This window comes from Mesorhizobium sp. USDA 4413 (assembly GCF_056280365.1).
In genome coordinates this window covers 962944-984468 of record NZ_JBVPRP010000001.1, presented here as the reverse complement: position 1 = coordinate 984468, position 21525 = coordinate 962944, and the positions used below count along the sequence as shown (strand labels likewise).

At 64.0% G+C, this 21525-nt stretch carries 26 protein-coding genes; 17 read left to right on the top strand and 9 right to left on the bottom strand.

Going from position 1 to position 21525, the window contains the following annotated elements:
* The first annotated feature begins 30 nt into the window (after positions 1–30).
* Both ACVMIM_RS05025 and ACVMIM_RS05020 read left to right on the top strand, forming a co-directional pair.
* A complete protein-coding gene (locus ACVMIM_RS05025) occupies positions 31–345 on the top strand; it encodes a MocE family 2Fe-2S type ferredoxin (protein ID WP_140658747.1) in 315 nt (104 codons plus the stop codon).
* The gene (locus ACVMIM_RS05020) at positions 342–1577 is read left to right on the top strand and encodes an NAD(P)/FAD-dependent oxidoreductase (RefSeq protein ID WP_476110840.1); all 1236 of its coding nucleotides are present in this window, start codon (positions 342–344) and stop codon (positions 1575–1577) included. The genes ACVMIM_RS05025 and ACVMIM_RS05020 overlap by 4 nt, the downstream gene beginning before the upstream one ends.
* A gap of 6 nt (positions 1578–1583) precedes the next feature.
* On the opposite strand, the gene ACVMIM_RS05015 is transcribed toward ACVMIM_RS05020, so the two are convergent.
* The 5 genes from ACVMIM_RS05015 to hslV form a co-directional block, all read right to left on the bottom strand.
* The gene (locus ACVMIM_RS05015) at positions 1584–2618 is read right to left on the bottom strand and encodes a DUF1402 family protein (protein WP_476110838.1); all 1035 of its coding nucleotides are present in this window, start codon (positions 2616–2618) and stop codon (positions 1584–1586) included.
* Between the two features lie 85 nt (positions 2619–2703).
* Positions 2704–4014 (bottom strand): ATP-dependent protease ATPase subunit HslU, encoded by a 1311-nt coding sequence (gene hslU / locus ACVMIM_RS05010; protein WP_278051116.1) that lies wholly within the window; start codon positions 4012–4014, stop codon positions 2704–2706.
* A gap of 5 nt (positions 4015–4019) precedes the next feature.
* The gene (locus ACVMIM_RS05005) at positions 4020–4619 is read right to left on the bottom strand and encodes a DUF2585 domain-containing protein (protein WP_476110837.1); all 600 of its coding nucleotides are present in this window, start codon (positions 4617–4619) and stop codon (positions 4020–4022) included.
* Positions 4620–4623: 4 nt separating this feature from the next.
* On the bottom strand, positions 4624–5148 hold the full coding sequence (locus ACVMIM_RS05000) for a GNAT family N-acetyltransferase (protein WP_476117101.1): 525 nt from the start codon (positions 5146–5148) through the stop codon (positions 4624–4626).
* A gap of 50 nt (positions 5149–5198) precedes the next feature.
* Positions 5199–5750 (bottom strand): ATP-dependent protease subunit HslV, encoded by a 552-nt coding sequence (gene hslV / locus ACVMIM_RS04995; protein ID WP_040986886.1) that lies wholly within the window; start codon positions 5748–5750, stop codon positions 5199–5201.
* A gap of 218 nt (positions 5751–5968) precedes the next feature.
* Between hslV and hisB the strand changes: the two genes are divergently transcribed.
* From hisB to ACVMIM_RS04945, 10 genes are all read left to right on the top strand, one after another.
* A complete protein-coding gene (hisB, locus tag ACVMIM_RS04990; RefSeq protein ID WP_476110835.1) occupies positions 5969–6565 on the top strand; it encodes an imidazoleglycerol-phosphate dehydratase HisB in 597 nt (198 codons plus the stop codon).
* A 4-nt stretch (positions 6566–6569) separates the two neighbouring features.
* Entirely contained in the window at positions 6570–7043 is a 474-nt protein-coding gene (locus tag ACVMIM_RS04985; RefSeq protein ID WP_476110834.1) for a DUF2628 domain-containing protein, read from the top strand.
* 1 nt (position 7044) lies between these two features.
* On the top strand, positions 7045–7695 hold the full coding sequence (gene hisH, locus ACVMIM_RS04980) for an imidazole glycerol phosphate synthase subunit HisH (RefSeq protein ID WP_476110832.1): 651 nt from the start codon (positions 7045–7047) through the stop codon (positions 7693–7695).
* Between the two features lies 1 nt (position 7696).
* The gene (locus ACVMIM_RS04975) at positions 7697–7987 is read left to right on the top strand and encodes a DUF1330 domain-containing protein (protein ID WP_476110830.1); all 291 of its coding nucleotides are present in this window, start codon (positions 7697–7699) and stop codon (positions 7985–7987) included.
* A 3-nt stretch (positions 7988–7990) separates the two neighbouring features.
* The gene (hisA, locus tag ACVMIM_RS04970; protein WP_041000026.1) at positions 7991–8737 is read left to right on the top strand and encodes a 1-(5-phosphoribosyl)-5-[(5-phosphoribosylamino)methylideneamino]imidazole-4-carboxamide isomerase; all 747 of its coding nucleotides are present in this window, start codon (positions 7991–7993) and stop codon (positions 8735–8737) included.
* Entirely contained in the window at positions 8734–9573 is an 840-nt protein-coding gene (locus ACVMIM_RS04965; RefSeq protein ID WP_041000027.1) for an arginase family protein, read from the top strand. Before hisA ends, ACVMIM_RS04965 begins: the two co-directional genes overlap by 4 nt.
* On the top strand, positions 9570–10364 hold the full coding sequence (gene hisF, locus ACVMIM_RS04960; protein ID WP_476110827.1) for an imidazole glycerol phosphate synthase subunit HisF: 795 nt from the start codon (positions 9570–9572) through the stop codon (positions 10362–10364). Before ACVMIM_RS04965 ends, hisF begins: the two co-directional genes overlap by 4 nt.
* A 9-nt stretch (positions 10365–10373) precedes the next feature.
* Positions 10374–10697, top strand: a complete 324-nt coding sequence (locus tag ACVMIM_RS04955) for a phosphoribosyl-ATP diphosphatase (RefSeq protein WP_476110825.1) — start codon at positions 10374–10376, stop codon at positions 10695–10697.
* 79 nt (positions 10698–10776) lie between these two features.
* Positions 10777–11736, top strand: a complete 960-nt coding sequence (coaA, locus tag ACVMIM_RS04950; RefSeq protein WP_476110824.1) for a type I pantothenate kinase — start codon at positions 10777–10779, stop codon at positions 11734–11736.
* Between the two features lie 76 nt (positions 11737–11812).
* Positions 11813–13021, top strand: coding sequence for a glycosyltransferase family 87 protein (locus ACVMIM_RS04945; RefSeq protein WP_476110823.1), 1209 nt, complete (start codon positions 11813–11815; stop codon positions 13019–13021).
* Here the strand turns inward: ACVMIM_RS04945 and ACVMIM_RS04940 are convergent.
* The 4 genes from ACVMIM_RS04940 to ACVMIM_RS04925 form a co-directional block, all read right to left on the bottom strand.
* Positions 13018–14259, bottom strand: coding sequence for a glycosyltransferase family 87 protein (locus tag ACVMIM_RS04940; protein WP_476110821.1), 1242 nt, complete (start codon positions 14257–14259; stop codon positions 13018–13020). The two genes, ACVMIM_RS04945 and ACVMIM_RS04940, sit on opposite strands and share 4 nt — an antisense overlap.
* Positions 14260–14365: 106 nt before the next feature.
* Entirely contained in the window at positions 14366–14983 is a 618-nt protein-coding gene (locus tag ACVMIM_RS04935) for an alpha-ketoglutarate-dependent dioxygenase AlkB family protein (protein WP_476110819.1), read from the bottom strand.
* Between the two features lie 92 nt (positions 14984–15075).
* Positions 15076–15513 carry an alternative ribosome rescue aminoacyl-tRNA hydrolase ArfB gene (gene arfB / locus ACVMIM_RS04930; RefSeq protein ID WP_476110818.1) on the bottom strand — a complete coding sequence of 146 codons (438 nt, stop codon included), beginning with the start codon at positions 15511–15513 and terminating at the stop codon, positions 15076–15078.
* 83 nt (positions 15514–15596) lie between these two features.
* Entirely contained in the window at positions 15597–17207 is a 1611-nt protein-coding gene (locus ACVMIM_RS04925; protein ID WP_476110817.1) for a phosphoenolpyruvate carboxykinase, read from the bottom strand.
* Positions 17208–17547: 340 nt separating this feature from the next.
* Here ACVMIM_RS04925 and ACVMIM_RS04920 point away from each other — a divergent pair, with 340 nt between their 5' ends.
* From ACVMIM_RS04920 to ACVMIM_RS04900, 5 genes are all read left to right on the top strand, one after another.
* Complete coding sequence (locus ACVMIM_RS04920; protein ID WP_006201274.1) at positions 17548–18249, top strand: response regulator transcription factor; 702 nt, start codon at positions 17548–17550, stop codon at positions 18247–18249.
* A 152-nt stretch (positions 18250–18401) separates the two neighbouring features.
* Entirely contained in the window at positions 18402–20186 is a 1785-nt protein-coding gene (locus ACVMIM_RS04915) for a stimulus-sensing domain-containing protein (RefSeq protein ID WP_476110816.1), read from the top strand.
* Between the two features lie 14 nt (positions 20187–20200).
* Positions 20201–20662, top strand: coding sequence for an HPr kinase/phosphorylase (locus ACVMIM_RS04910; protein ID WP_476110814.1), 462 nt, complete (start codon positions 20201–20203; stop codon positions 20660–20662).
* A 165-nt stretch (positions 20663–20827) separates the two neighbouring features.
* Positions 20828–21229: a PTS sugar transporter subunit IIA gene (locus tag ACVMIM_RS04905; protein WP_041000038.1), complete on the top strand. Its 402-nt coding sequence runs from the start codon at positions 20828–20830 to the stop codon at positions 21227–21229.
* Positions 21226–21522 carry an HPr family phosphocarrier protein gene (locus ACVMIM_RS04900; RefSeq protein ID WP_041000039.1) on the top strand — a complete coding sequence of 99 codons (297 nt, stop codon included), beginning with the start codon at positions 21226–21228 and terminating at the stop codon, positions 21520–21522. Before ACVMIM_RS04905 ends, ACVMIM_RS04900 begins: the two co-directional genes overlap by 4 nt.
* Positions 21523–21525: the final 3 nt, after the last annotated feature.

Here is a 21525-nt window from a genome sequence, read left to right as displayed (position 1 = left end):
GACCACGACCATGAATTTCAGGAGGACGAGATGAGCGACTGGGTCGAGGCCTGTGCGGCCGGAGATATCGATGAGGAGGATGTGATGCGGTTCGACCATGCCGGCCGCACCTTCGCCATCTACCGCAGCCCGGACGACGAGTATTTCGCGACCGACGGCCTGTGCACGCATGAAAAGGTGCATCTGGCCGACGGGCTGGTGATGGACGACATCATCGAATGCCCCAAGCACAATGGCCGCTTCAACTACAAGACCGGCGACGCGCGCGGCGCGCCGGTCTGCGTCAACCTGAAGACCTATCCGGTCAAGGTCGATGCCGGAAAAGTGCTGATCCGGATCGGATGACGGGCATGGCGGGGATGGTGATCATCGGAGCGGGCGAGTGCGGCGGACGGGCCGCGCTCGCCCTGCGCGACCTCGGCTTCGAAGGGCCGGTGACGCTGGTCGGCGACGAGCCGCATCTGCCCTATGAGCGGCCACCGCTGTCGAAGGAAGCGATGACCGGAGAGGCTCCGGCCATCAAGGCGATCGCCACAGACGAACTCTTCGCCGAACGCGCGATCCGGCATATCCATTCCGTCCGGGCTGTTGCGATCCATCGCGCCGCGCATCTCGCGCAGCTGTCGGACGGCTCTTCCGTTCCCTACGACAAGCTGCTGCTGGCGACCGGCTCCGTGCCGCGGCAGTTGCCGATGCCGGGCCTTGGAGGCCGCTGCGTCTATCTCAGGACCTTCAACGACGCGCTCGCCATTCGCGCTCATCTCAGCGCCGGAAACCGTGTCGCCATCATCGGAGGCGGCTTCATCGGGCTCGAGCTTGCCGCTTCGGCGCGCAAGCTCGACGCCGCCGTCACCGTCATCGAGGCGCAGCCCCGCATCCTGATGCGCGGCGTGCCGGCCGAGATCGCCGAAATCATCCACAAGGCGCATGAGGCCGAAGGCGTTTCGATCCGCACCGGCCAGGGGATCGCGGCCATTGCCGATGACGGCAAGGAAGCCGGCATCACGCTGGCCGATGGGCAGAAAATCGTCGCCGATCTCGTGGTGATCGGCATCGGCGCCGTGCCGGTGACGGCGCTTGCCGCCGAGGCGGGGCTCGCGATCGACAACGGCATCGCGGTCGATGAGCATTTGCGCACCGCCGATCCGGATATCTTCGCCGCAGGCGATTGCTGCTCGTTCCCGCTCGCCGTCTATGGCGGGCGGCGCGTGCGTCTGGAAGCGTGGCGCAATGCGCAGGAACAGGGCGCCTTGGCCGCCAGGAACATGCTGGGCGCCGGTGAGGCGCATGCGGCCGTGCCGTGGTTCTGGTCGGATCAGTACGGGCTCACCCTGCAGATCGCCGGACTGTCCGACGAGGGCAAGAGCATCGTGCGGCGCGACCTCGACGACGGCGCCTTCATCCTGTTCCATTTGGCGCAGGACGGCAGGCTGGTCGCCGCCAGCGGCATCGGCCCCGGCAATGCGGTGGCGCGTGATATCCGCCTGGCGGAGATGCTGATCGCCAAGCGCGCGAGCCCGGCACCAGAGGCGCTCGGATCGCAAGCGGTCAAGCTGAAATCGCTGCTGGCGGCGTGAGGTCCGCTAAAACAGCGCCTTCAGCTCGTCCAGCTTGTCGTTGACCAGCCAGCCGTAATAGTTCTCCTCGGGCAGCTTTTCCGGCTGGCCGGCGGCACGGCGCTTCTCGTTTTCGGCCTTCAGCGCGTAGGCGCGCTGCTCGGGATTGCCGACATTGTAGAGCGTGGCGGTCAGGCCCGGATTCTTCGAGATGTCGAAGCCCGCGATGCTCCGGTAGGCGTCGATCGACTTCTTGATGGTCGCGGCGACGTAAGGCAGCGTCAGGTCCGGATCCATGATGGTCTTGTAGACGGCGTTGGGGTCATCGACATCGAGCTTCGGCAGGCCGGAGACCTTGTGCACCAGGTCGCTCATCTGCAGCGCGGTCAGCGGGTTCAACTGGCCGAGACCGAAAGTCTGGCCGGCATAATAAGGCTGGAAGAAGGTGGCGCCGAAGCGGTCGTTGGGGAAATCCTCGCCGCCGACGGTCTTGCCGCGGAAGGAATGGTTCCAGACCTGCTCGCGGCATTCCCAGAGATCATAGCTGTCGTCCATGCCGGCGCATTTCTTGAATTCCGGCCGCTGGATGAAATCCGAGATGTCCTCGCCATGATAGGCGAAGGAGAGCTTGCTCGACAGGTATGAGATCGCCTTGACGTAATAGGTCTGCAGGCGGTCGTAGGCGTCGACATTGTAGGTGTGCTCGCCGACAATGGCACCGACGATATGCATCGGATCGATGCCGTAGGCAGCCGCCACCTTCCTGATTTTGCCGCGCAACTCGGCGTCGTTCTGCAAGAGCGCGTAGATCTTGCGGTATTTGGCCTGGAAGGTGGTGTTGGTGGCCTGGGTGCGCCGGCTGGAGGCGCCGGGGATGTCCGGCTGCACGCTGTTGCGGTTGCCTGGAGGTACGATGGTCGCGGCATCAGCGTTTGCCACCGCCGCCGCCAAGGCCATGCCGAGAAAAAGCAGGATAAGTTTCTTCATACGCCGCCGCTTTCGAATGCGCGGCAAACTAGGTAAAGCGCGCCGCGGAGTCGAGAGAAGGCTTCGAGCCGCCACCAAGAATGGTGGCCAGATGCTTCCATTTGGCCACACCCCGTGTTTCGGGCCAGCCCAGGGCCAGCCCGAAATCAAAGCTCATATGTCAGAGGATGAACCGCGACAGGTCGGTGTTGCGCGACAGGTCGCCGACATGCTTCTCGACATAGGCGGCATCGATAGCGACCGTCGTGCCGTGGCGGTCGGGTGCGTCATAGGAGATTTCGTCCAGCACGCGCTCCATCACCGTCTGCAGACGGCGAGCGCCGATATTTTCGACGCTGGCGTTGAGCTCGACGGCGATGCCGGCCAGCGAATCGATGGCGTCATCGGTGAAGGTCAGCTCGACGCCTTCGGTCTTCATCAGCGCGATATACTGCTTGATGAGGCTCGCTTCGGTCTCGGTCAGGATACGGACGAAATCCGACTTCTCCAGCGCGCGCAGCTCGACGCGGATCGGCAGGCGCCCCTGCAGCTCGGGCAACAGGTCGGACGGCTTCGAGACGTGGAAGGCGCCGGAAGCAATGAACAATATGTGGTCGGTTTTGATCGGCCCATATTTGGTCGCGACGGTGGTGCCTTCGACCAGCGGCAGCAGGTCGCGCTGCACGCCTTCGCGCGAGGGCCCGCCCGAAATGTCGCTCCTGGCGGCGATCTTGTCGATCTCGTCGAGGAAGACGATGCCGTCATTCTCGGCCGATTCCAGCGCGCGGCGCACGACCTCGTCCTGGTCGAGCAGCTTGTCGGACTCGTCGTTGACGAGCAGCGCGTAGGAATCGCGCACCGTCGTCTTGCGGGTCTTGGTCCTGCGGCCGCCCATCGCCTTCGACAGCATGTCATTGATGTTGAGCACGCCGACATTGGCGCCCGGCATGCCCGGGATCTCGAAGCCCGGCATGCCGCCATTGCCGGTGTCGGCCACCTCGATCTCGATCTCCTTGTCGTCGAGCTCGCCGTCGCGCAGCTTCTTGCGGAAGGAGTCGCGGGTCGCCGGGCTCGCCGTCTTGCCGACAAGGGCTTCCAGCACGCGCTCCTCGGCGTTGATCTGGGCGCGCGCGGCGACGTCCTCGCGCATCTTCTCGCGCGTCAGGCCGATGGCGACCTCGACGAGGTCGCGCACGATCTGCTCGACGTCGCGGCCGACATAGCCGACCTCGGTGAATTTGGTCGCCTCGACCTTGACGAAGGGCGCGCCGGCAAGCCGCGCCAGGCGGCGCGAGATCTCGGTCTTGCCGACGCCGGTCGGACCGATCATCAGGATGTTCTTCGGCATCACCTCTTCGCGCATCTGGCCTTCCAGCTGCTGGCGCCGCCAGCGGTTGCGCAAGGCAATCGCCACGGCGCGCTTGGCGTCCTTCTGGCCGATGATGAAGCGGTCGAGTTCTGAAACGATTTCGCGGGGAGAAAAGGTGCTCATATTACTCAAATTCCACTTTGCCACTGCCTGATAAACTCGAACGGATGCAGCAGCATGATCACGTTGAGTGTCAGATTGTCCCTGATGATGTAGCCCGTGCCGAGCTCGAAGATGAGCGCCAGGGCCAAGATCACCCATATAGGAAGCTTTCGCGCCATCACAAATCCCAGCGCCATGAACAGCGTGTCGGACACCGAGTTGATGATTGAGTCGCCGTAATAGTTGAGTGAAATGGTGCTGGCACGGTAGCGCTCAATGATGAAGGGGCTGTTTTCCAGGATCTCCCAGCCGCCTTCGATGAGGACGGCGAAAGCGAGCCTTAAGCCCACCGGCGAGCGCGGAAACAGCGCCCAGGCCAGCGCATAGAACAGGAAGCCGTGGATGATGTGCGAGAAAGTGTACCAGTCGGCGATGTGCTGGGAGTTTTCCGAGCTGTTGACCACGCCGTGCCAGAGCTTGACGTAGCCGCAGGTGCAGATCGGCGGGTGCCCCATGCCGTACAAGGCGCCCGCCTGGAAGATGATCAGGGCGAGCACGAGCAGCAGGCCCATGCGCCAGCTGTCTTCGTAGGCGGAAAGCGTCTTGTCCCCTCCGGATGCGGTCATTGCTTCAGTCCCACAGATTCTCATCGTCCTCGGCCGCATCGACGGCCATCAGCACCACGTCCCCATATTGCGAATGCCTGCGGCCGATCGGCCTGAAGCCAGCCTTCTCATAGGCGCGGATGGCGCGGCCATTGTCGGGATGCGGATCGATGATGACGCGCGGCGCGCCTTCCTCGAACAGCTCCTCGACGAACTGGCGCACGATGGCCGAGCCATGGCCGATCCCGACCAGTTCCGGCGGGCCGATTGTGAGGTCGATGCCCAGCGTGCCGAAGGGCTGGTCGGCATAGGGATGGTCGTCCTCCATATGCGGATCGTAGCTCTGCAGATAGGCAATCGGCCTGCCGTCCAGCTCGACGATCAGCGGCTCCACCGAGACCGAATCGATATGCTCGCGGATCTCGGCGATCTCCTTGTCCGGATCATCCCACCACTCAGCGACATGCGGCTCGCGCAGCCATCGGGCGATCATCGGCAGATCCTTCTCCGTGACCGGCCGAAAATCGTAGCTATGTTCCTGCTCGACCATGATCTCGTCCAAAAACCGATTCCCACTTTTCGGGATCATGGCCGGCCGGCTCAAGCGGCATCGAGCGTTTCGACGACGAAATTGTTGTTGGTGTAGACGCAGATGTCGGACGCGATCTGCATGGCCTTGCGGGCGATCTCCTCGGCATCCTTGTCGGTGTCGATCAGCGCGCGGGCGGCGGCCAGCGCGTAGTTGCCGCCGGAGCCGATGGCCATGACGCCATGCTCGGGCTCCAGCACGTCGCCATTGCCGGTCAGCGCCAGCGACACCGACTTGTCGGCGACCAGCATCATGGCCTCCAGGCGACGCAGATAGCGGTCGGTCCGCCAGTCCTTGGCGAGTTCGACGCAGGCGCGCGTCAGTTGGTCCGGATATTGTTCGAGCTTGGCTTCGAGCCGCTCGAGCAAGGTGAAGGCGTCGGCGGTAGCGCCGGCGAAGCCGGCAATGACGCTGCCGCCCTTGCCGATGCGGCGCACCTTGCGGGCGTTGCCCTTCATGATCGTCTGGCCAAGGCTGACCTGGCCGTCGCCGGCGATCACGACCTTGTTGCCCTTGCGCACGCTGATGATGGTCGTGGCGTGCATGGTGAGTTCATTCGACATCTTGAGCTCCGATTCGCGCTATCCCTTGAAAAGGCGATTGGCGCGGTACGAGTAGGTTTGATCGGCCATATGTATGCATAGGGCCAGCGATTGCAAACCACCCCTCGGCCGAGGCCGATAGCGGCCGGAATGGCAACTGGCAATCGCCGGATCATGCTGATAGAAGGCTTTCGTTTTCAAGCCCCGGCGCCTCCGAACGGGGCAACAAGGACAAAGCGATGACGCGTTCGGCCGAAGTCAGCCGCAAGACCAAGGAAACCGAGATTTCGGTCTCGATCCATGTCGACGGCAAGGGAAAATCCGACATTTCGACCGGCGTCGGCTTCTTCGACCATATGCTCGACCAGCTGTCCCGGCACTCGCTGATCGACATGACGGTCAAGGCCAAGGGCGACCTGCATATCGACGACCACCACACCGTCGAGGACACCGGCATCGCGATCGGCCATGCGCTGAGCAAGGCGCTGGGCGAGCGGCGCGGCATCATGCGCTATGCCTCGATCGACCTTGCCATGGACGAGACGCTGACCAGGGCGGCGATCGATGTTTCCGGCCGGCCGTTCCTGGTGTGGAACGTGGCCTTCTCGTCGCCGAAGATCGGCACGTTCGACACCGAGCTGGTGCGCGAGTTCTTCCAGGCGCTGGCCCAGAACGCCGGCATCACGCTGCATGTGACCAACCATTACGGCGCCAACAATCATCACATCGCCGAAACCTGCTTCAAGGCGGTGGCGCGCAGCTTGCGCGCGGCACTCGAGCCCGATCCGCGCCAGCCCGATGCGGTGCCGTCCACCAAGGGATCCCTGAAAGGATAGCCCTATGGCGATCTATGTCGTGATGGCGCCGCCGGCCGGCAACAACCCCGAGCACGCAAGTTTCGTGCGCGACAGCTTCACCTGGCTGGGTTTCCTGGTCGCGCCGCTCTGGCTCGCTTGGCAACGGCTGTGGGTCGAGGCGGCCTTGACCTTCGCCGTCATGGCGATCCTGTCGGTCGCTGGCGAGAGACTCGGGCTCGAAGCGGCCGGATCGCTGCTGTCGCTGCTGGTCTCGCTCTATATCGGCTTCGAAGGCCAGAACCTGCGCATCGCTTCGCTGCGCCGGCGCGGCTGGCGCGAATGGAGCGTGGTCGAGGCCGGCAATCTCGTCGATGCCGAGACGCGCCATGCGCTGGAAGCCGGCGAGGAGAGCGAGGCCCAGCCGGCCTTGCCGCGCATCGTGCCGGGTGCATCACACGCACGTCCGCCACAGACAGGCATGGCGCTCGGCCTGACCCATACGCCTGGAAGGCCCTGACATGCGGGTGGCCATCATCGATTACGGCTCGGGCAATCTGCGCTCGGCCACCAAGGCCTTCGAGCGCGCCGCGCATGAGGCGGCCCTTGCCGCGACGATCGAGCTGACGGCCGACGCCGAGCGGGTGCGTTCCGCCGACCGCATCGTTCTGCCGGGCGTCGGCGCCTATGCCGATTGCGCCGCCGGCCTGCGCGCGGTGGCAGGCATGTGGGAGGCGGTGGAGGAAGCCGCGCTTCGCAAGGGGCGGCCTTTCCTCGGCATCTGCGTCGGCATGCAGCTGATGTCGGAACGCGGCCTTGAAAAGACCGTCACCAAGGGCCTCGGCTGGATCGCCGGCGACGTCAAGGAGATCCAGCCCTCCGATCCGGCGCTGAAAATCCCGCAGATCGGCTGGAATACGATCGAGCTCCAACGCAAGCACCCGCTGTTTTCCGGCATCGAGACCGGGCCGAAAGGGCTGCATTCCTATTTCGTTCACTCCTATCATCTGGACGCGAAGAACCCGGCCGAGATCGTGGCGACCGCCGACTATGGCGGCGCGGTGACGGCGGCGGTGGCACGCGACAATCTTGCCGGCACGCAATTTCATCCCGAGAAGAGCCAGGCGCTCGGCCTGGCCTTGATCACCAACTTCCTGAAATGGAGGCCCTGACATGAGCAAGAAGGGCTATTGGATCGCGCTGATCGACGTGCGCGACCAGGAAATCTATAAAAAATACATCGAAGCCAACGCCAAGGCGTTCGCCAAATATGGGGCGAAGTTCATCGTTCGGGCGGGCCGCTATGAGAACCCCGAAACGCCGACGGGGAATCGTCATGTGGTGGTGGAGTTCGATTCCTACGACACGGCGGTAGCCTGCTACCAATCGCCGGAGTATCAGGAGGCGTCGAAATACAGGCTTGCCAGCTCTACCGGCCATTTCGTCATCGTCGAGGGCGCCTGATCCATGATCCTGTTTCCAGCGATCGACCTCAAGGACGGCCAATGCGTGCGCCTGAAGCACGGCGACATGGCCACCGCCACCATCTACAACGACGATCCCGCAGCCCAAGCCAAGGCCTTCGAGGACCAGGGCTTCGAGTGGCTGCACGTCGTCGACCTCAACGGCGCCTTCAAGGGCCAGAGCGTCAATTCGGCGGCGGTTGGCGCCATCCTGAAGGCGACGAAGAACCCGGTGCAGCTCGGCGGCGGCATCCGCACCCTGCCGCAGATCGAGGATTGGCTGGATCGCGGCCTCGCCCGTGTCATCCTCGGCACGGTCGCGGTGCGCGAGCCGGAGTTGGTCAAGCAAGCCTGCAAGGCTTTTCCCGGCAGGATCGCCGTCGGCATCGACGCCAAGGGCGGCAAGGTCGCGGTCGAAGGCTGGGCCGAGGCTTCCGAGCTCGGCGTCATCGAGCTCGCCAAGAAATTCGAGGGCGCGGGTGTGGCTGCCATCATCTACACCGACATCGACCGCGACGGCGTGCTTTCCGGCATCAACTGGGATTCGACGATCCGCCTCGCCGAGGCGGTGTCCATTCCCGTGATCGCATCCGGCGGTCTCGCCTCGATCGCCGATATCGTGCGCATGACCATGCCCGACGCGCAAAAACTCGAAGGCGCGATCTCGGGCCGCGCCCTATATGACGGACGTATCGACCCGGCCGAGGCGCTGGCGATCCTGCGCGGCGAGCGGGCGGAGGCAGAACAGTGAACATTTCGATCATCCTGGCATCCTATGACAGCGGCCACTTCCACGGCGGCTGCGGCCAGGGTCCGGACGCGCTGATCTCGGGCGGGCTGGCCGAGGCGCTGAAGCTCGCCGGCCACGATGTCGAGGTGAACGAGATCGGCAAGGTGGTCGAGGACGAAGAAGAGCGAGAGATCGGCACCGGATTTGCCGTCTGCAACGCCGTTTCTGGCGAAGTCCGCATCGCGCTGGACAAGAAGCGGTTTCCAATCGTGCTGGCCGGCAACTGCCTGACCGCCGCCGGCGCCGTGGCAGGTGCCGGCTCCGACGCTATCATCTGGGCCGACCAGCATGGCGACCTCAACACGCCGGAAACCACCACAACGGGCTTTCTCGACGGCATGGCGCTGGCGACCGTGCTCGGCCTCTGCTGGCGATCGATGGCGGCGCAGATCCCGGGCTTCAAGCCGGTCGATCCGGCGCGCTGCGTTCTGGTCAATGGGCGCGACCTCGACGCTGCCGAAAAGGAACTGCTGGAAAAGCTGCCGATCATCCGGACCGAATGTCCCGATTGGAAGAGCGCGGCGCAAAGACTGAAGGCCGACGGCGCACGCCAGGTCCACATGCATGTCGACCTCGACGTGCACGATCCCGAGAAGCTGCAGGCCAACCGCTACACCACGCCTGGCGGTCCCGCGCCGGAGCAGGTGCGCAGCGCGATGTGCGGTCTTGCCGGCCCGCTCAGCATCGCCGGCCTCACCATCTCCGCCTACGACCCGGCGTTCGACCCCAAGGGCGACGTGCCGCCGCTGGTCGGCGAGCTGGTGGTCGACCTGCTCTCGACGCTGGAGGGGAAGTGATGCTCAAGGCGCGCGTCATCCCTTGTCTGGACGTCAAGAACGGCCGCGTCGTCAAGGGCGTCAATTTCGTCGATCTCGTCGATGCCGGCGACCCGGTCGAGGCTGCCAAGGCCTATGACGCTGCCGGCGCCGACGAACTCTGCTTCCTCGACATCACCGCATCGTCCGACAACCGCGAGACGATCTTCGATGTGGTCGCCAGGACGGCCGAGCAGTGCTTCATGCCGCTCACCGTCGGCGGCGGCGTGCGCCAGGTGGCCGACATCCGCAAGCTGCTTCTGGCCGGCGCCGACAAGGTATCGATCAACACCGCGGCGGTGAAGAACCCGGATTTCGTCGCGGAAGCGGCCGACAAGTTCGGCAACCAGTGCATCGTCGTGGCGATCGACGCAAAGAAGGTGTCGGCGGCCGGCGAGGCCGACCGCTGGGAGATCTTCACCCATGGCGGGCGCGAGAAAACGGGCATCGACGCCGTCGACTTCGCCACGCGCATGGTCGAGCGCGGCGCCGGCGAGATCCTTTTGACCTCGATGGACCGCGATGGCACCAAGGCCGGCTACGACATTGCACTTACGCGGGCGATTGCCGACGCCGTGCGCGTGCCGGTGATCGCCTCCGGCGGCGTCGGAACGCTCGATCATCTCGTCGAAGGCATCCGCGACGGCCATGCCGGTGCAGTGCTGGCCGCCTCGATATTCCATTTCGGCACCTACACGATTGCCGAGGCCAAGGCGCATATGGCCAAGGCCGGCCTGCCGATGCGGCTGGACTCGGCCGCCCAGCGGGCTTAAAGCACTGCTATGGCTCAATTTTCGCTCGCCGAGCTGGAAACGATCATCCACCAACGCGCCCATTCCGGCGACCCCGAATCGTGGACGGCGAAGCTGTTCGCCAAGGGCATGGACAAGGCGGCCCAGAAGCTCGGCGAGGAGGCTGTGGAAGCGGTGATCGCCGCCATCCGCGGCGACCGCCAGGCTCTCGTTTCGGAAAGTGCCGATCTTCTGTATCATTGGCTGGTCGTTCTCGGCATAGCGGGCATTCCGCTGGACGACGTGCTGAAGGAGCTCGAGGGCCGCACTGGCCGCTCGGGCATCGCCGAAAAGGCGTCCCGATCAAAGGGTTAATAGAGACGGGAGCGCATGGTGTCGCCCGAAAACCGCTTCGCACTTTTCGGCATCATGCTCTAGGAGGGCAGGAAACCCGATGGACCAGCTTGCTCCGACCGAGAAGTATTCCCCCTTTCGATTCTTCTCCGCCGAGCAATGGTCGCAGTTCCGGGCCGACACGCCGCTGACGCTCACCGGAGACGAGATCGACCGGCTGCGCTCGCTCAACGACCCGGTCGACCTCGAAGAGGTCAAGCGTATCTACCTCTCGTTGTCGCGGCTGCTCTCGGCCCATGTCGAGGCAAGCCAGTTGCTGTTTCGGCAGCGCCAGGCCTTCTTCAAGGCGCAGGACGTCATCAAGACGCCTTTCATCATCGGCATTGCGGGCTCGGTCGCGGTCGGCAAGTCGACCACGGCGCGTGTGTTGAAGGAACTCCTGGCGCGCTGGCCGTCGAGCCCGAAGGTCGATCTCATCACCACCGACGGCTTCCTCTTGCCAAACGAGATCCTGCGCCGCGAGAACCTGATGGAGCGCAAGGGTTTCCCGGAGAGCTACGACGTCGGCGCGCTGCTCAGGTTCCTGTCCGGCATCAAATCGGCGCAAGGCAGCGTCCGGGCGCCGGTCTATTCGCACCTGACCTATGACGTCATTCCGGGCGAGTTCGTCACCATCGACCGGCCGGATATCCTGATCTTCGAAGGGATCAACGTCCTGCAGCCGGGCAAATTGCCGAAGGATGGCAAGATCGTGCCGTTCCTGTCCGACTTCTTCGACTTCGCCATCTATATCGATGCCGACGAGAAGCTGATCCATCAATGGTACATCCAGCGTTTCATGCGGCTGCGCGAAACCGCCTTCCGCAATCCGGACTCCTTCTTCCACCGCTATTCGCAGCTTTCCCAGGATGCCGCGCGGGCCATCGCCGAGGGGCTGTGGGCCAACATCAACCTGAAGAACCTGCGCGAGAACATCCTACCGACCAGGGCGCGGGCCGACCTCATCCTGCGCAAGGGCGCCAACCATCTCGTCGAGGAAGTGGCGTTAAGGAAGCTTTGAGCCCTGTGAGTCGGCCGGTTTTCGGATTTCTTAAGAGATTCCTGCAAGAAACCGGCCAGGCAATGGGCAAGGTTTCATGCAAGGGTTGCTGGCACTGCCGAAGCCATATCTGCTTGTGCTCGCAGCCGCGTCCGTCGTGGCTACGATCCTGATTTGCTCGACTTTGGTTGCAATCCTTACGCCGGGCATCGATCCCCGCCTTGCCGACAAGGATTTCGCTAACTACTGGATGGCGTCCACCCTGCTGCTTTCCGGCAGGGTGCAGGACCTGTTTGGCCCCTGGAATATCTATTTCGACCACCTTCAAGGGACCTTCGGCAGCGGATATCCTTGGCACAATTGGAGCTATCCGCCGCATTTCCTCTTCCTCATCTGGCCGATCGGATTGTTCGACTACGAAACCGCCCAGTTGCTCTTTCTGACAACGACGGGCGCCGCCTTCCTTCTTGCCTATCGGACTTTCATCGGCGAGGGGAGCCTCGCTGCGTGGGTCGCCGCAATGCCCTTCATGGTTCTCAACTTCTGGGCTGCCCAGAACGGCTATCTCTGCGCGGCCCTGGCGCTCGGCGCGCTGGCGCTGCGCGAAAAGAGACCCGTCATTGCCGGCGTGCTGCTCGGGCTACTGACAGTCAAGCCGCAACTCGGCCTGTTGTTTCCTTTCCTCCTGGTGGCCGAGCGGCGCTGGAGCGTGATCGCCAGCGCGATTATATCCACGCTATTGCTGGTGGCGGCCTCGGCCGCCGTCTTCGGAGCCGATTCGTGGCGCGGCTACGTCCAAAATGTCCTGCCGTATCAGAATGCGGTCATGAGGGTGCTCGAGGGTTTGTTCCTGGCGATGATGCCGTCCGTCTATGGCGCGCTTCGCAACTGGAACTTCGGTCCGGATTTGGCGCTGACGCTGCATCTCGCGGTAGCCCTGCCCACCGCGCTGGCGGTGGCCACGGCGTTCTTTCGTGTTCGCGATGCGCGCGACCGAGACACACTCCTTTTGATCGCCACATTTATTGTCACGCCCTATGCGCTGAGCTACGATCTCGGTCTGCTCGCCGGCGCGTTGGGGCTCATGGTATCGAGATATCCGCCACCATCCGATGGCAAGGCGCGGACGACTATTTTGACCTTCGCAATGCTGCTGCCACTGGTGATGATCCAGTTTGGACTGCTGAAAATTCCGCTCGCGACGATTGTCCTGTTCGCGCTCCTTGTCGTGGGCTTGCGCGACGCGGGTTTTATGCCTGACTTCCCGCGACGTCGTGTGAGCGTCAAGATGGACACAGCGCCTTAAGCCCCAACCGCAGGCTTTGGACGCTTCCGGACGGAAATGCTGCGGATCTTTCGCGGAACTGTTTCGGCCAGCGACGGCTCCCCAGGGATTTCAGCCTTCCGGCCTCTCGCCCATATCGAGTGCAGCATCCACGCGGCAAGAAACAGCGGGATCAGGACAGCGACGCAATATCCGCCCCAGGTCAAAAAATGCACGACGAAAGGCCCGAGCCAGCAAATCGCCAATATCAGCCGAGGCGGTCTCGAAGCCGTCGCGGCGAGCATCGCGACCGCTAGGGCCGCACTGATCGTGTCGTAAGTGTAGCCGTAGGGCGTGGCCAGGATCGCAAGGACGGCGGTAAGCACCACGCGTTCCTGATGCGAAACCGCGCGCCCCGGCCACCACAGCCAGATCGCCGCGGCGATGGACGCGACGGTCGCGACCGCCTGCACCCCATAGGCGGCGGTCAGCCCAAGGCCGACGGCTCTCGCCGTGAAGAACACCGTTATCGCGTTATACTGATAAGGTTGCGGGTAAGGCGCCTCCATGATCGCCGTCATCAGCGGACGGGTTTCAGTCAGGAACAGGCGCCAGACATCGAAGCCGAAGAACAGGCCGGTGGCGACGGCGATCACGACGCTGGTGCCGAGGGCCGCGAGAATGGCGCGCCAATTGCTGCTGGCGAGCAGGCAGAAGGGCACGAGAATGCCGAGATGCGGCTTGATCGTCAGCAGGCCGAACAGGACCCCGGCCAGCAGCGGACGCCTGGGTGCCACGGCGAGGCCTCCGATCAGCAAGGCGGTGGTCAACGCGCCGTTCTGGCCGAACACCGAGTTCCAGATAACGGCCGGACTGAAGACGATGGCTAGTTCCAGGGCCGTCCCGAGCTTCAGCGGCCGTATCGCCAACCACAGACACAGCACGGTCCCGACCGTCCAAATCAGATAGGCAGGCAGGATCGGCAAGGTGGCAAGCGGAACGCCGAGCAGGAGGATGTTCGGCGGATAGCTCCATTCCTGATTGGGAAGATCGGGCGAGAACATGGCGCGCAGCGCCGCGCGGTAGGCATCCACGTCGAAAAGGGTAGCAACATGGCCGTCGATGGCCATGCGGGAACCAGCCCAGAGATTGGTGAAGTCCCAGTAGGGGAGCCTGTGCGAAAGCTCGGAAAACCCTCGGTGGTCGAGATTCCACAACATGCTCAGGTAGAATTCGGTCATCCACAGGGCGATGATCGACACGACCGTGACTATGGCCACGTCCAAGAGGCTTCTGGTCCTGATCCAGTCCGGTTGCATGGCGACCTCGGTTTCGCAACCGTGTTTATAGCCCTTGTGTCCTTAAGATCGCGTTGCCCAAAAATGGTCAGCCAGGCACCGTCACCCGCCGCAGCGTCAGATTGATGCGGCCGCCATTCTTCAGCAGCGCCGACGTCGCGGGGTAGATGCGGTCGACGCCGTGGAAGGCGAGGCGCCCTTCGCCGCCGAGCACGACGACGTCGCCGCTCTTCAGCCTGAACGACTTCGTGCCGCCTTCGCGCCTGTCCTGGCCGACCCGAAACACGCAGTCGTCACCGAGCGAGATCGACACCACGGGCGCGGCGAAATCCTGCTCGTCGCGATCCTGATGCAGGCCCATCTTGGCATCCGCCGCATAGAAGTTGACGAGGCAGGCCTCGGGCGGGTGCGGATAGGCCGAGACCTCGCGCCACAATTGCAGCAAGGCTTCCGGGATCGGCGGCCAGGGCTCGCCCGTCACTGGATGCGTGGGCTGATAGCGATAGCCGCGCTCCTTGTCGGTCACCCAGCCAAGCGCGCCGCAGTTGGTCATGCGCACGCTCATCTCCTTGCCGGTGCGCGGCATGACCGGCACGTAGAGCGGTGCCGCCTGCACGACGCGCCTGATCTCCTCGACCAGCGCTTCCTGGGCCGGGCGCGGGAGGTAACCCGGCATGTGACGGACGCCTTTGGGGAGCACGAGCATTGGGTCGATCCGATCAATTGGCCGGAGAGCATGCCACCGAAGGAACAGCTCCGCGACCCGAAAGCGGCCGCTCGCGTTCCGCTATGCTGTTCTCAGTCGCTGTCGACGCGGCCGCGCAGCTTCTTCACCGTCGACCGGCCCGCCTTGCTCTTCAGGCGGCGCTCCACGGCGCCTTTGGGCGGCCTGGTCTTCTTGCGGGGCGGCGGCGGCGGTTCCGCCGCCTTGGCGATCAATGCCGTCAGCCGCGCCCGCGCATCGGCGCGGTTCTGCTCCTGGGTGCGAAAGCGGCCGGCCTCGATGACGATGACGCCGTCCTTGGTGGCGCGCTGGCCGGCAAGCTTGAGGGCACGCTCGCGCACGCGCTCGGACAGGCCGGACGCGTTTGCCGCGTCGAACCGCAGCTGCACGGCGGTCGCCACCTTATTGACGTTCTGGCCGCCCGGACCGGAGGAACGGATGAAATCCTCATGCAGGTCGCCCGCACGAATGACCGCTTCACCGGTGATGATGATGTCGTCGTCAGTTGCCATGCCCGCAGTCATGGCGCGACGGCCGCAAAAAGAAAAGCCCGGCGTGAGCCAGGCTCTGGAGGTGAAGACGCTGGAGGCAGCGATTATTCCGCCGCTTCCTGCAGGCGCGGCGCGGCGCCGAGGATGGTGGCGTCGACGTGGCATTCGAACTTCTCGAAATTGGTCGCGAACATGTTGACCAGTTTCGCGGCCTGGCGGTCGTAACCGGCCTTGTCCGTCCAGGTCGAGCGCGGGTCGAGAATGGCGCCGTCGACACCCGGAACGGCGACCGGCACCTCGAAGCCGAAATTGGCGTCGGTGCGGAACTCGGCCGACTTCAACGAACCGTCGAGCGCGGCGCCCAGCAAGGCGCGCGTCACCTTGATCGGCATACGGCGGCCGGTGCCGTAGGCGCCCCCGGTCCAGCCGGTATTGACCAGCCAGCAATCGACGCCGTGGCTGGCGATCAACTCGCGCAGCAGATTGCCGTATTCAGACGGATGACGCGGCATGAACGGGGCGCCGAAACAGGTCGAGAAGGTTGCCTCCGGCTCGGTGACACCCTTTTCCGTGCCGGCGACCTTGGCGGTGTAGCCAGACAGGAAGTGGTACATGGCCTGCGCCGGGGTCAGTTTTGCGATCGGCGGCATGATGCCGAAGGCGTCCGCCGTCAGCATGATGATGTTCTTCGGGTGGCCGGCGCGGCCCGTCTTCGAGGCGTTGGGGATGAAGTCCAGCGGATAGGCGCAGCGCGTGTTCTCGGTGAGGCTGCCATCGTTGAAATCCGGAACGCGGCCGGCGTCGAGCACGACATTTTCCAACACAGTGCCGAAGCGCTGAGTGGTGGCGAAGATCTCAGGCTCGGCCTCGGCTGACAGCCTGATCGTCTTGGCGTAGCAGCCGCCCTCGAAATTGAAGATGCCGTGCGGACCCCAGCCGTGCTCGTCATCGCCGATCAGCGTGCGCGACGGATCCGCCGACAGGGTCGTCTTGCCGGTGCCGGACAGGCCGAAGAACACCGCCGCGTCGCCGTCCGGCCCCTCATTGGCCGAGCAGTGCATCGGCATCACGCCCTTTGCCGGCAGCAGATAGTTCAGCATGGTGAAGACCGACTTCTTCATCTCGCCGGCATAGGAGGTGCCGCCGATCAGCACGATCTGGCGGGTGAGATCGACCGCGATCACCGTTTCCGTGCGGGTGCCGTGACGCGCCGGATCGGCGCGGAAGGAGGGCAGGTCGATGATCGTCATCTGCGGCACGAAACGCTCGAGCTCCGCTTCTTCGGGACGGATCAGGAGATTGCGGATGAACAGCGAATGCCAGGCGAATTCGGTGACGACCCGGGTCGGCAGCTTGAGGTCAGCCTCGGCGCCGCCGACCAGGTCCTGGACGTAGAGGTCCTTGCCGGCTGCATGAGCCTTGAAATCGGCAAACAGCGTTTCGAACTCACCTGGCGACATTGCCTTGTTGTTGTCCCACCAGACATGCGGGCCGGTCGCCTCGTCGCGCACGACGAACTTGTCCTTCGGCGAGCGGCCGGTGTGCTGGCCGGTCTCTGCAACCAGCGCGCCTTGCGCGGTCAACCTCGCTTCGCCGCGCCGGATCGCTTCCTCATAGAGCGCGGCCGCGCCGAAATTGTAGCGCACCATGCCCGTGGTCTTCAGGCTGATCGCGTCGATGGCGCAGTCGGGGTTGCGTTTGCCGGCTTCCGACATCAAATTTCCTCTCTGGATTTGGCCGCATGCGACGGGAGGTTTCCCGAAGCCCGCACGGGGGCTGCCAAGTTCAGAACCAGAAAAGCCGAATGATATCAAATCATTAATCGATTTAAAAAATTTGAAAGTTGTTTAAATCGTTTATATGTGCAAAAACCACGGAGGTTGCCCAAAGGATTGGCAGGCTTGGTTCGTCCAATCCCAATACGGGCGCGATCGTGTATAGCGGCAAGCCGCCCGTGACTTCGGACAGGGCCAGTGCCACATTTTGTACCCAATTTGTCCTGCAAAAGCCCCTTCTCGACGACAGAAGGGACAGCTCATGAGGGAGCCGCTTGAAATGGCAACAATCGCGCTTGTCGACGACGACCGCAACATTCTGACCTCGGTGTCGATCGCGCTCGAATCCGAGGGGTATCGGGTCGAAACCTACACCGATGGCGCGTCGGCGCTGGAAGGGCTGGCGGCGCGGCCGCCGAACCTCGCCATCCTCGACATCAAGATGCCGCGCATGGACGGCATGGAGCTGTTGCGCCGGATGCGGCAGAAATCGGACCTGCCGGTGATCTTCCTGACGTCGAAGGACGACGAGATCGACGAATTGTTCGGCCTCAAGATGGGCGCCGACGACTTCATCCGCAAACCGTTCTCGCAGCGCCTGCTGGTCGAGCGGGTGCGCGCGGTGCTGCGCCGCACCAGCGCCCGCGAGGCAGCCGCCAAGGCGCCCAGCCAGCAGGCCCGCTCGCTCGAACGCGGCCAGTTGGTGATGGACCAGGAACGGCACACCTGCACCTGGAAAGGCGAGCCGGTAACGCTGACGGTGACCGAGTTCCTCATCCTGCATTCGCTGGCGCAGCGCCCCGGCGTGGTAAAAAGCCGTGATGCGCTGATGGATTCGGCCTATGATGAGCAGGTCTATGTCGACGACCGCACCATCGACAGCCACATCAAGCGGCTGCGCAAGAAGTTCAAGGCCGTCGACGACGACTTCGAGATGATCGAAACCCTTTACGGAGTCGGATACCGATTCCGAGAGGCATAAATGGGCAGTAGTGAGTAGGCAATAGGGAATAGTCGGCAGTCAGTTTTTGAATGGTGCGAGCGGCCACTCATGCATAGCCACGATCAGCCAGCCATCTCTCAATTCCCTACCGCCTACTGCCTACTCACTAATTAAGCAGGGCCTGCTATTCGATGGCAGTGGAAGTAGAGCGAGGCAGACGGGCGGGCGCGGCGAAGCGTCCGCCGCGGATCGTGCCCGCCTTCGTGTCGAAATTCACGGTGCCGATGCGCCGGTTTCTCGGCCACCACATCTTCTCCAGCCTGACGCGGCGCATCCTGTTCCTCAACATGGCCGGCCTCGCCGTGCTGGTCACCGGCATCCTCTATCTCAACACCTTCCGCGACGGGCTGATCGACGCGCGCGTCGAAAGTTTGATGACGCAGGGCGAGATCATCGCCGGCGCGATCGCGGCCTCGGCGACCGTCGAGACCGACTCGATCAGCATCGACCCGGAAAAGCTACTGGAGCTTCAGGCCGGCGAGAGCCTTGGACCGGGTTCCGACCAGCTCGACAATCTCGATTTCCCGATCAATCCGGAACGCGTCGCGCCGGTGCTCAGGCGCCTTATCTCGCCGACCCGCACCCGCGCCCGCATCTATGACCGCGACGCCAATCTGCTGCTCGATTCGCGTCATCTCTATTCGCGCGGCCAGATCCTCCGCTACGACCTGCCTCCGGTCGAGGACGAGCAGCCGGACCTTCTGGAACGGGTCGAGAAATTCATCTTCGACTTCTTCCGCAACAAGGACCTGCCGGTCTATCACGAGCAGCCCGGCGGCAACGGCGCGGCCTTCCCCGAGGTGGTCAAGGCGCTGACCGGCAGCCCCTCGACCATCGTGCGGGTCAGCGAGCAGGGCGAGCAGATCGTCTCCGTCGCGGTGCCGATCCAGCGTTTCCGTGCCGTGCTCGGCGTGCTGATGCTGTCCACCGAAGGCGGCGACATTGACAAGATCGTCGCGGCTGAGCGCAAGGCGATCCTGCGCGTGTTCGGGGTGGCGGCTCTCGTCACCGCGATCCTGTCCTTGCTTCTGGCGTCCACCATCGCCAACCCGCTGCGCCGGCTTTCCGCCGCCGCCGTCAGGGTGCGGCGCGGCGTCAAGAGCCGCGAGGAAATCCCCGATTTTTCCGACCGTCAGGACGAGATCGGCAATTTGTCCATTGCCGTGCGCGACATGACGAATGCGCTGTACGCGAGGATCGAGGCGATCGAAAGCTTCGCCGCCGACGTCTCGCACGAGCTCAAGAACCCGCTGACCTCGCTGCGCAGCGCGGTCGAGACGCTGCCTTTGGCGAAAAACGACACGTCTCGCGCGCGTCTGATGGAGATCATCCAGCACGATGTGAAGCGGCTCGACCGGCTGATCACCGACATCTCCGACGCCTCCCGCCTCGACGCCGAGTTGGCGCGCGAGGACGCCGCCACCGTCGATTTGAAGAAGTTCATCACCGACCTCGTCGCCGTGTCGCGCGAGACCACGCGAAACAAGAAGGCGGTCGAGATCGAGTTCAAGGTGGCAAAGCTGCCGCCCGGCGCCAAAGGCTTCTTCGTTGTCGGCCATGACCTCAGGATCGGTCAGGTCATCACCAACCTGATCGAGAACGCGCGCTCCTTCGTGCCCGACGAGCATGGGCATATCGCGATTTCACTGGCTCGCGCCGGCAAGTTCAACATCGTCACCGTCGACGATAACGGCCCGGGCATCCGGGTGGAGAACATCGACCGCATCTTCGAACGCTTCTACACCGACCGACCGGCCGGCGAGGCATTCGGCCAGAACTCCGGCCTCGGCCTGTCGATCAGCCGCCAGATCGTCGAGGCGCATGGCGGCACCCTGACGGCCGAGAACATCCCCGGCACCAAGCCCGGCGAGATCAAGGGCGCGCGCTTCGTGGTGACGCTGCCCGCGGAAGGCTAACCGCCGAACCGAATATGCCGGACACCGCCACGAAGCCCCGCAACATGCATGGGACGGCCCTCCTGATCGGCGAGCATGGCGTGCTGGTCACCGGGCCGTCCGGCTCCGGCAAGACGACGCTGGCGCTGACGCTTATCGATCATTGCCGCACCCGCGGCCTGTTTTCCCGGCTGGTCGGCGACGACCAGTTGTTTGCGACTGCTCACGGCGGCCGGCTGGTGTGCCGCGCGCCGGCAAGCATCGCCGGACTCTGCGAGGTGCACGGCATCGGGCCGCGGCCGCTGGCCTTCGAGCCGGCCGCCGTGATCGATCTGGTGGTTCGGCTTGTCGAACCGGCCGATATGGCGCGCCTGCAGGACCAAGCCGCAGAGACGATCGCCGGCTGCAGGCTGCCCCGCATCGACGTCGCCCGGCAGAATGTCACCGCCGCGCTGCCCATGCTGATGGCGCGGCTGTCGATCCAGCCTTTTTCATGATCCGCCCCGGGGTTTTTTGCTGCGATGCGTCAAAATGGTCCGGGCCGCCGCAATTTTGGGCTTGTCAACCGGCCGTGCGTCGACAAGATAGCGCTCCCGCCGCCTGGAATGGCCGGCGAACATAAGATACGCCTGTGAAGCGGCGATGACGGGAGCCACCAGAGAATGATCGGACTCGTGCTCGTGACGCACGGTCAACTCGCCACCGAGTTCCGGCATGCCGTGGAGCATGTCGTCGGGCCGCAGGACAATTTCGAAACCGTGGCGATCGGCGCCGACGACGACATGGAGCAGCGCCGGGCCGACATCGTCGACGCGGTGGCGCGCGTCGACACCGGCGCCGGCGTCATCGTGCTCACCGACATGTTCGGCGGCACACCATCCAACCTCGCCATCTCGGTGATGGAATCCGGCCGCATCGAGGTCATCGCCGGCATGAACCTGCCGATGCTGATCAAGCTCTCCTCGATCCGCAAGGGCGACAACATGGCCGCCGCGCTCGACGAAGCGCAGGCGGCGGGCCGCAAATACATCAACGTCGCCAGCCAGCTCCTGAGCAGCAAATGAACGCATCGGCGCCGCAGACGGACGAGGTTGTGCGGGAGTTCCCGATCATCAATCAGCGCGGCCTGCATGCGCGCGCTTCAGCCAAGTTCGTCCAGGTCGCCAGCGGCTTCGACGCCACCATCCATGTCGAGAAGGACGGCGTGAAGGTCGGCGGCACCTCGATCATGGGCCTGATGATGCTGGCGGCGAGCCCGGGCTATTCGATCCGCGTCATCGCCAGCGGCCCGGAGGCGGTGCCGGCCATGGACGCGCTGGAGCAGTTGGTCGCCTCGCGTTTCGGCGAGGAAATCTGATCT

Bases quoted from the DNA above. Each gene is read 5' to 3' on its own strand.
- hisH (WP_476110832.1), top strand. From the start codon at position 7,045: ATGCGGGTGGCCATCATCGATTACGGCTCGGGCAATCTGCGCTCGGCC.
- ACVMIM_RS04955 (WP_476110825.1), top strand. From the start codon at position 10,374: ATGGCTCAATTTTCGCTCGCCGAGCTGGAAACGATCATCCACCAACGC.
- arfB (WP_476110818.1), bottom strand. From the start codon at position 15,513: ATGGCAACTGACGACGACATCATCATCACCGGTGAAGCGGTCATTCGT.
- hslU (WP_278051116.1), bottom strand. From the start codon at position 4,014: ATGAGCACCTTTTCTCCCCGCGAAATCGTTTCAGAACTCGACCGCTTC.
- ACVMIM_RS04985 (WP_476110834.1), top strand. From the start codon at position 6,570: ATGGCGATCTATGTCGTGATGGCGCCGCCGGCCGGCAACAACCCCGAG.
- hslV (WP_040986886.1), bottom strand. From the start codon at position 5,750: ATGTCGAATGAACTCACCATGCACGCCACGACCATCATCAGCGTGCGC.
- ACVMIM_RS04945 (WP_476110823.1), top strand. From the start codon at position 11,813: ATGCAAGGGTTGCTGGCACTGCCGAAGCCATATCTGCTTGTGCTCGCA.
- ACVMIM_RS04920 (WP_006201274.1), top strand. From the start codon at position 17,548: ATGGCAACAATCGCGCTTGTCGACGACGACCGCAACATTCTGACCTCG.
- ACVMIM_RS05005 (WP_476110837.1), bottom strand. From the start codon at position 4,619: ATGACCGCATCCGGAGGGGACAAGACGCTTTCCGCCTACGAAGACAGC.
- ACVMIM_RS04925 (WP_476110817.1), bottom strand. From the start codon at position 17,207: ATGTCGGAAGCCGGCAAACGCAACCCCGACTGCGCCATCGACGCGATC.
- ACVMIM_RS04935 (WP_476110819.1), bottom strand. From the start codon at position 14,983: ATGCTCGTGCTCCCCAAAGGCGTCCGTCACATGCCGGGTTACCTCCCG.
- ACVMIM_RS05000 (WP_476117101.1), bottom strand. From the start codon at position 5,148: ATGGTCGAGCAGGAACATAGCTACGATTTTCGGCCGGTCACGGAGAAG.
- ACVMIM_RS05020 (WP_476110840.1), top strand. From the start codon at position 342: ATGACGGGCATGGCGGGGATGGTGATCATCGGAGCGGGCGAGTGCGGC.
- hisB (WP_476110835.1), top strand. From the start codon at position 5,969: ATGACGCGTTCGGCCGAAGTCAGCCGCAAGACCAAGGAAACCGAGATT.
- ACVMIM_RS05025 (WP_140658747.1), top strand. From the start codon at position 31: ATGAGCGACTGGGTCGAGGCCTGTGCGGCCGGAGATATCGATGAGGAG.
- ACVMIM_RS04910 (WP_476110814.1), top strand. From the start codon at position 20,201: ATGCCGGACACCGCCACGAAGCCCCGCAACATGCATGGGACGGCCCTC.
- ACVMIM_RS04975 (WP_476110830.1), top strand. From the start codon at position 7,697: ATGAGCAAGAAGGGCTATTGGATCGCGCTGATCGACGTGCGCGACCAG.
- ACVMIM_RS04905 (WP_041000038.1), top strand. From the start codon at position 20,828: ATGATCGGACTCGTGCTCGTGACGCACGGTCAACTCGCCACCGAGTTC.
- ACVMIM_RS04915 (WP_476110816.1), top strand. From the start codon at position 18,402: ATGGCAGTGGAAGTAGAGCGAGGCAGACGGGCGGGCGCGGCGAAGCGT.
- coaA (WP_476110824.1), top strand. From the start codon at position 10,777: ATGGACCAGCTTGCTCCGACCGAGAAGTATTCCCCCTTTCGATTCTTC.
- ACVMIM_RS04900 (WP_041000039.1), top strand. From the start codon at position 21,226: ATGAACGCATCGGCGCCGCAGACGGACGAGGTTGTGCGGGAGTTCCCG.
- hisA (WP_041000026.1), top strand. From the start codon at position 7,991: ATGATCCTGTTTCCAGCGATCGACCTCAAGGACGGCCAATGCGTGCGC.